The sequence below is a fragment of the Massilia cavernae genome, from assembly GCF_003590855.1.
GTDB lineage: Bacteria > Pseudomonadota > Gammaproteobacteria > Burkholderiales > Burkholderiaceae_D > Telluria_A > Telluria_A cavernae.
This window is the reverse complement of the sequence record NZ_QYUP01000047.1, coordinates 1-6,741: the sequence shown is the minus strand read 5'-3', so window position 1 is coordinate 6,741 and position 6,741 is coordinate 1. Positions and strand designations below refer to the sequence as shown.

The following is a 6,741-nucleotide window of genomic DNA, read 5'->3' as shown; positions in this document are numbered from 1 at the left end:
GCCGGTCGCGCCTTTCGCTGCGCCCGACTTCCACGCCGTACCCGCGATATCCAGGTGCGCCCAGTCGTACTTGCGCGTGAAGTTCTCCAGGAAGCATGCCGCAGTCACACTGGCGCCTCCCGGCGTGCCGATGTTGGCCAGATCCGCGAAGTTCGATTTCAGCTGGTCGTTGTACAACTCGCCGAGCGGCAGGCGCCATGCGGTGTCGCTGGCCTGTTTGCCCGCGTCCATCAGTTCCGCCACCAGTTTCTCGCCGCCCGCGTCGTCGCGCGCGAACACGCCCGAGTTGTGGTTGCCCAGCGCGATGATGCATGCGCCGGTCAGCGTGGCGATGTCCACCACCGCCGCTGGCTTGAAACGCTCCGCATAGGTCAGCGCGTCGCACAGCACCAGGCGGCCTTCCGCGTCGGTATTCAAAATCTCGATGGTCAAGCCATTCATCGAGGTGACGATGTCGCCCGGCTTGGTGGCGCGGCCCGACGGCATGTTCTCGCATGCGGCCACGATGCCGATGACGTTCAGCTTCAGGCCCATCTCGCCGATCGCGCGGAAGGTGCCGAGCACCGAGCCGGCGCCGCACATGTCGTACTTCATCTCGTCCATGCCCGGACCGGCCTTGATCGAAATGCCGCCGGTGTCGAAGGTGATGCCTTTGCCGACCAGGACTACAGGCGCGTCCTTCTTGTTGCCGCCCATGTGCTTGAGCACGATGAACTTCGGCGGCTGCTCGCTGCCGTTGGTCACGGACAGGAAGCTGTCCATCTTCAGTGCTTCGAGCTGCTTGCGTTCGAGGACCTCGACGCCGAAGTCGAATTCCTTGGCCAGTTCCTTGGCGGTGTGGGCCAAGTAGGCCGGGGTGCAGACGTTGGCCGACAGGTTGCCCAGTTCCTTGGTCAGGTTCATGCCGTTGCCGATCGCGACAGCCTGCGCCAGCGCGGTCTTCAGGCCGGCGGAAGGCGTCGCGGCCAGGGTCAGCTTGCGCACGCCGGTCGGGGCAGGGTCCTTCTTGCTCTTCTGGCGGTCGGTGCGGAACTCGGTTTCATTGGCGGCGATGACGATGCAGCGCACCGCCCAGGCCGCGTCGCGGTCTTTCACATCTTCCATTGGTAGTGCGATAATGGCGTCCGCGGAACCGATCGTGGCGAAGGTCTTGAGCGCCGCGGTCACGGCCGACGTGAAGTTCTTTTCGCTGATCGACTCATCGCTGCCCATACCGACCAGCAGCACGCGCGCAGCATTGGCGCCCGATGCGCCGCGCAGCATCAGCGTCGAACCGGCCTTGCCTGTGATGTCGCCGGACTTGAGCGCAGCCGTGATTTCACCACCCTGATCGAGGGCTTTCGCGGCCTGCGACATTTTTTTATTCTCGAATACCGCAACTGCGACGCAGCCGGTTTTTACCGACGTGATGGTGTTCTTGGTATCGAATGCTTTTATGCTAAAGTCCATTTGGATCTCCATTTCATGTTTGTGACGCGCACTGCTTAACCTGCGATTATATCTTTCTAATGATCTTCGAACGCGCCCTGCGACGTGAACTGGCTAGTGCCGCCGGCGCCACCTTTACCGTACTTTTCTCGGTGCTGGCCACCTGGACCCTGATCTCCATCCTCGGCAAAGCCGCGGGGGCAAGGTCGACTCGGGCGACGTCGTCGCGCTGATCGGTTTTGCAATCCTGAATTATCTGCCAACTATCCTGATCCTCACCAGCTTTATTTCAGTGCTGGTGGCCGTCACGCGCAGCTACCGCGACTCTGAAATGGTGGTGTGGTTTGCCTCCGGCCAGTCGCTGCTGCGCTGGATCCGCCCGGTGCTGACCTTCGGCCTGCCGCTGGTGTTCCTGACGGGCGCCTTGAGCATGGTCGCAACGCCGTGGGCCAAGCTGAAAAGTACGGAGTTCATCCAGCGTTTCGAAAAGCGCGAGGACCTCAAGAAGGTATCCCCCGGCCAGTTCAAGGAATCGGCCGCCAGCAACCGCGTGTTCTTCGTCGAAGGCGTGACCGGCGAATCGACGGTGGTGCAGAACGTGTTCGTCAATACGCAGGAAAAGGGCGGCAACACGGTGGTCGTCGCGAAAGAGGGCGTCATCGAGAAGCAGCCGGACGGCGGCCAGTTCCTGGTGCTGAAGAATGGACGCCGCTACCACGGCGTTCCCGGCCAGGCCGATTTCCAGTCGATGGAGTTCGAGCGCTACAGCATGCGGGTGGCGGCCAAGACCCCGGCGCTGGGCGCCGACCTGCCGGTCGATACGCTGTCCACGCCCGCGCTGTTCGCCGCGCCCAACCGCTACACGATGTCCGAATTCCTGAAGCGCATTTCCGCGCCGGTGTCCTGCCTGATCCTGATACTGCTGGCGATCCCGCTCGGCTTCGTCAATCCGCGCGCCGGCAGCGCCGCCAACCTGATCCTCGCGCTGCTGATCTTTTTCACGTACGGCAACCTGGAAAAAATGGCTGAAGCATCGATCAAACAAGGCAAGATGGCCTTCGCCACCGCGTCGTGGCCGCTGCACTTCATCGCCGCGATGTGCGTGCTGCTGCTGTTCGCATGGCGCGTCAACCCGAACCACCGCTATCATCCGCTGGTGCTGTGGGGCGCCTTCAAGCGCGGCCGCGCCGCGCGCCAGGGAGCGCCCGCATAATGAAAGTCCTTCAACGCTATTTCGCGGTCTCGATCCTGCAGGCCGTCGCCTTCGTGCTGGTCGCCTTCCTCGGCCTGATCTCCTTCATGGACCTGACCGGCGAACTGCCGGCGGTCGGCAAGGACGGCTATGAAATCCAGCACGCCTTCATGTACGTACTGATGCTGGTGCCCGGCCATGTGTACGAGGTGATGCCGGTCGCCGCGCTGATCGGCACCATCTACACGATGGCGCAGTTCGCGTCGACGTCGGAATTCACCATCATGCGCGCGTCCAGCATGTCGACCCAGAAGGCGGCATGGATGCTGTTCAAGATAGGCATCGTGCTGGTTGCGATCACTTTCGTGTTCGGCGAGCTGATTACGCCGCGCACGGCGCCGTTTGCCGAGAAGCTCAAGCTGAGCGCGAAAGGCGCGTCGGTGTCGCAGCAGTTCAAGTCCGGCATGTGGACCAAGGACGTGGTGCGCAGCGACGGCGTCAAGGGCGAGGTCACCGGCACGCGCTTCTTCAACGTCAGCCAGTTCCGTCCCGACGGCCGCCTGGTCGACGTCAAGCTCTACGAATTCGACAACGACTTCCGCATGCGCTCCCTGATCACGGCGAAGACCGGCGTGTTCGAAGGCGACAACACCTGGCGCCTGGACGACGTGACCGAGACGGTGTTCACCGCCGGCAGCGGCGAAGGCAAGGCCACCTTCGGTCAGGAGAACAGCGCGGTCAGCACGCGCAAGCTGGACACGATGGCGCTGGCGTCCGAGATCACGCCGAAGATCCTGTCGGTGTCGTCGTCCGACCCGGAGCGCATGTCGGCCAACGAATTGGCGGTGTACACCCGCCACCTGGCCGAGAACCGCCAAGAGACCGAGCGCTTCAAGATCGCATTCTGGAAAAAGCTGATCGATCCATTCTCGATTTTCGTGCTGATGGCGCTGGCGCTGCCGTTCGCCTACCTGCACACGCGCAGCGGCGGCGTGAGCCTGAAGATTTTCATCGGCATCATGATCGGCGTCAGCTTCATCCTGATCAACACGCTGTTCTCCCACCTCGGCCTGCTCAGTACCTGGCCGGCGCTGGTGACGGCGATCGCACCGAGCCTGTTGTTCCTGCTGCTGGCGCTGGGCGCCTTGTGGTGGGTGGAGCGGCACTGATGGCCGGCCGCGCGCTGATCCTGTTCGCGCATGGCGCCCGCGCCGAGTCGTGGAAGGCGCCGTTCGAACGGCTGCGCGGACTGGCGCAGGCGCGCATGCCTGATGTGCAGGTGTCGCTGGCCTTCCTCGAACTGATGGAGCCGCGCCTGCCCGCCGAGGTGGCGCGCCTGGCACAGCAGGGCGTCGCGGACATCACCGTCGTCCCGGTGTTCCTGGGGCAGGGTGGCCACGTGCTGCGCGACCTGCCGCTGATCGCCGATGAGCTGCGCGCGGCCTACCCGGGCATGGTCATCAAGGTGGTCGGTGCAGTCGGTGAAGACCCGGACGTCCTCAACGCGATGACCGACTACTGCGTTGCCGCTGCGAAAAGCTAACGCTACTGTCCAGCCCCCGCTCGCCGCTACCGGCAAGCTCGGGATTGACGCGGGCAGCGTGGCCGGCTTCGACATCTACAGCCGCGTCCGCGGCGGCATTAGCGAGCGCAACGAGGCGCTGGCAGTGCTGGCCATAGGCAGCGAAGACAGCATGCTGTATTCGGTCGACCTGCTGGCTGGCAAGGCGTCCGCACGCGGCAGGTTTTCGCGCAACGATCAGGTAAGGGACATCGCGATCCCGCTGAACCAGGATTGACTGGGGCCCTAGCGCGCGGCCCGGAACACCCGGTCGAATAGCGGAACGCTTGACACCTTGGGGCTGGCGCGCTCGACGTGGCCGGCCCATTGTTCGGACAACTGCTGGCAGGTCGCGCGCAGCACCGGCGTCAGTTCGCCGTGGCCGGCCAGCGCCTTCAGGTGGCGTTCGATCACGGAGGCCAGCTTGAGGCAGGCGCCCGCTTCGCCGCTGCGGGTGCTGTAGTGGGACATCAGGTGCAGCGCCGCCGATACCAGCAGCTCGGGCTGGGTGGGAAGGGCGGACGGTTCCGTCAAAAAGGAATTCGGGTACTCGATAGCCATGCAAACGCTCCTTTGTTTCGGGGTCTTTGGCTGGCTACCGCGTCGCGGATGGCTGGCTGCTGGTTGGTCAGGCGGTCAGGATCAGTTTATTCAGCCGGGTCAGGCGCAGCTCGTAGATCTTTCCGTCGTGTTCGATCTTGACGGACTTCGCGTAGCCGAACAGGTCACGGCTCTTGAGCATGGCCGCGCCCGGCATTGCCGCAACATCCTGCTGCGGTGACGATTCCACGGGTTGGGTGCTTGTTTCCATCATAGCCTTATTTGTCGTCGATGATAACGATTCTCATTTAGATTATGGCCGATGTGATGGGCGATTGCAAGCGTATTTACCGCGGGAATCGTGGCGGGACAAAGGTGAGCAAAGCTTGTTCCACGTCAGCCGAAACGCGGCGCACACGTTTGACCGGCTTTGCAAAGCAGGACACACTCGATGACGAACTGGCGGGTCGTCCGCCGCCCCATCGAGCCTGTCATGCTGTTACTTGCCTGGAAAATTCTGGTCTGCGAAGCGGTGCTGGCGTTCGAGCGCCTGCGCGTATGCTGGCGCGAGTTGCTGATCGTGCTGCTGCCGCCGCTGGTGCGGCAGACGCGCTGCGCGCGCCGGATGGAGTTCCTGGCGGTGCGGCTTGGCCAAATGCGCCGCAGGATCGCGGCCTTCGAGTCCAGCCTGCTCAATGGCGCGTTCAGGGAACCGGTCGACGCCGACTGCGCCATCCGCGGCATGCTTAAGGGATTGAAGGAAGATATCCGCCACATCCGCTGCGAGATGGCGGCGGTGCCGGCACTGGCCGCGCGTGGCTACGGCGGCCGGCGCCTGCGCGCGGCGATGGACAAGCTGCACACCGTGGCGGAAGAAACTTATGCAGCAGCCGACCGGCTGCTGTGGGAGATCGGCGAGCACGACCTGAAGTACATCGCCTGATGGGGATGGGGGAGGGATTTACGCGACGTGGCGTAGCTCGCTCTCCTGTTCGGCGGCGTCCTGTGGCTGGTGGTGGCGCTGGCGTAAGGCCTCGCCCAGCATCACCAGCACCGGGCCATGCGCGGCGCCCAGCCCGCGCGCCAGCGATGCTATCGTCAGGCGCAGGATGCGCTGGTCGGGCCGGCTGCAGTTTTCGATCACGACCACCGGGGTTTCGGGCTTGCGGCCCTGGTCCAGCAGGCGCTGGGCGGTGGCGATGGCTTCGCGTCCGCCCATGTACTGTACCAGCGTGTCGGTGTTCGGGATGGCGGTGTGGCCGTCGTGCTCGGGCGCGGTGCTCGAGGTAAAGAAGGCCACGCTGCGCGACACGCCGCGCTTGGTCAGCGGCTGCTTGCTGGCTGCGGCGGCGGCCAGCGCGGTGGTGATGCCGGGCACGACTTCGACCTCGATGCCGGCGTCCTCCAGCGCGCGCAGTTCCTCGTCGGCGCGGCCGAACATCATCGGGTCGCCGCCCTTCAGGCGTACCACCAGCGGGAATTTCTGCGCGTTGTCGACCAGCTGCTTGTTGATGAAGGCCTGTGCGGTCGACAGCTGGCCGCAGCGCTTGCCGACCGGGATAAGCTCGGCGTCCGGATTGCACAGCTCCAGCATCTCGGGAGTGACGAGGGCATCGTGCAGCACCACGTCGGCCTGCGCCAGCAGGCGCGCGCCGCGCAGGGTGATCAGGTCCTGGGCGCCGGGGCCGGCGCCGACCAGATAGACTTTTCCGAGTGCTGCCATGGTGCCCTCCTGTTATTTTTCGAGACGGATCATGCCTGCCGCGACGGTCTGGTGCGTGACTTCATCGATCAGGATGAAGGCGCCGGTGGCGCGGATATCGTCGTAGGCGTCTGCCGCCAGCGGCTGCTGGACAGTCAGCGCAATGCGCGCGATGTCGTTCAGTTTAAGGCCATCCGCGTTTTGGCGCTGCTGGGTGTTAATGTCCAGCAGGCTGTCGATGGCGGTGACCTTGGCCGCGGTCTGCTTGGTGCCGTGCTTGATCCAGTATTTGCGGCGCAGGTCGAGCGGTTCGTCCGA

The 6,741-nt window shown here is 64.1% G+C and carries 9 protein-coding genes and 1 pseudogene; 5 read left to right on the top strand and 5 right to left on the bottom strand.

Translation table 11 applies throughout. From position 1 onward, the window contains the following. A partial coding sequence (locus tag D3872_RS04870; RefSeq protein WP_119809735.1) for a leucyl aminopeptidase occupies window positions 1–1,449 on the bottom strand: 1,449 nt, incomplete at its 3' end. Window positions 1,450–1,508: 59 nt separating this feature from the next. On the opposite strand from D3872_RS04870, the pseudogene lptF reads away from it, so the two are divergent. The 4 genes and pseudogenes from lptF (at window position 1,509) to D3872_RS04850 (ending at window position 4,419) form a co-directional block, all read left to right on the top strand. Continuing rightward, window positions 1,509–2,641 (top strand): annotated as a pseudogene (gene lptF, locus D3872_RS04865) (LPS export ABC transporter permease LptF). Continuing rightward, the gene (gene lptG, locus D3872_RS04860; protein ID WP_119809734.1) at window positions 2,641–3,789 is read left to right on the top strand and encodes an LPS export ABC transporter permease LptG; all 1,149 of its coding nucleotides are present in this window, start codon (window positions 2,641–2,643) and stop codon (window positions 3,787–3,789) included. Before lptF ends, lptG begins: the two are co-directional and overlap by 1 nt. Beyond that, window positions 3,789–4,163, top strand: coding sequence for a sirohydrochlorin chelatase (locus tag D3872_RS04855; RefSeq protein WP_119809733.1), 375 nt, complete (start codon window positions 3,789–3,791; stop codon window positions 4,161–4,163). The genes lptG and D3872_RS04855 overlap by 1 nt, the downstream gene beginning before the upstream one ends. After that, window positions 4,144–4,419, top strand: coding sequence for a DUF4394 domain-containing protein (locus D3872_RS04850; protein ID WP_119809732.1), 276 nt, complete (start codon window positions 4,144–4,146; stop codon window positions 4,417–4,419). Before D3872_RS04855 ends, D3872_RS04850 begins: the two co-directional genes overlap by 20 nt. A gap of 8 nt (window positions 4,420–4,427) precedes the next feature. Here D3872_RS04850 and D3872_RS04845 read toward each other — a convergent pair whose 3' ends face one another. Continuing rightward, entirely contained in the window at window positions 4,428–4,742 is a 315-nt protein-coding gene (locus tag D3872_RS04845; protein ID WP_119809731.1) for a hypothetical protein, read from the bottom strand. Window positions 4,743–4,809: 67 nt separating this feature from the next. Continuing rightward, window positions 4,810–4,971, bottom strand: coding sequence for a hemin uptake protein HemP (gene hemP, locus D3872_RS04840; RefSeq protein ID WP_229459167.1), 162 nt, complete (start codon window positions 4,969–4,971; stop codon window positions 4,810–4,812). Between the two features lie 243 nt (window positions 4,972–5,214). On the opposite strand from hemP, the gene D3872_RS04835 reads away from it, so the two are divergent. Further along, window positions 5,215–5,664, top strand: coding sequence for a hypothetical protein (locus tag D3872_RS04835; protein ID WP_147373794.1), 450 nt, complete (start codon window positions 5,215–5,217; stop codon window positions 5,662–5,664). A gap of 18 nt (window positions 5,665–5,682) precedes the next feature. On the opposite strand, the gene cobA is transcribed toward D3872_RS04835, so the two are convergent. Further along, window positions 5,683–6,444, bottom strand: a complete 762-nt coding sequence (gene cobA / locus D3872_RS04830) for a uroporphyrinogen-III C-methyltransferase (RefSeq protein WP_119809729.1) — start codon at window positions 6,442–6,444, stop codon at window positions 5,683–5,685. Window positions 6,445–6,456: 12 nt separating this feature from the next. Then, on the bottom strand, window positions 6,457–6,741 hold a 285-nt coding region (locus tag D3872_RS04825), incomplete at its 5' end, for an elongation factor 1-alpha C-terminal domain-related protein (RefSeq protein ID WP_441295137.1).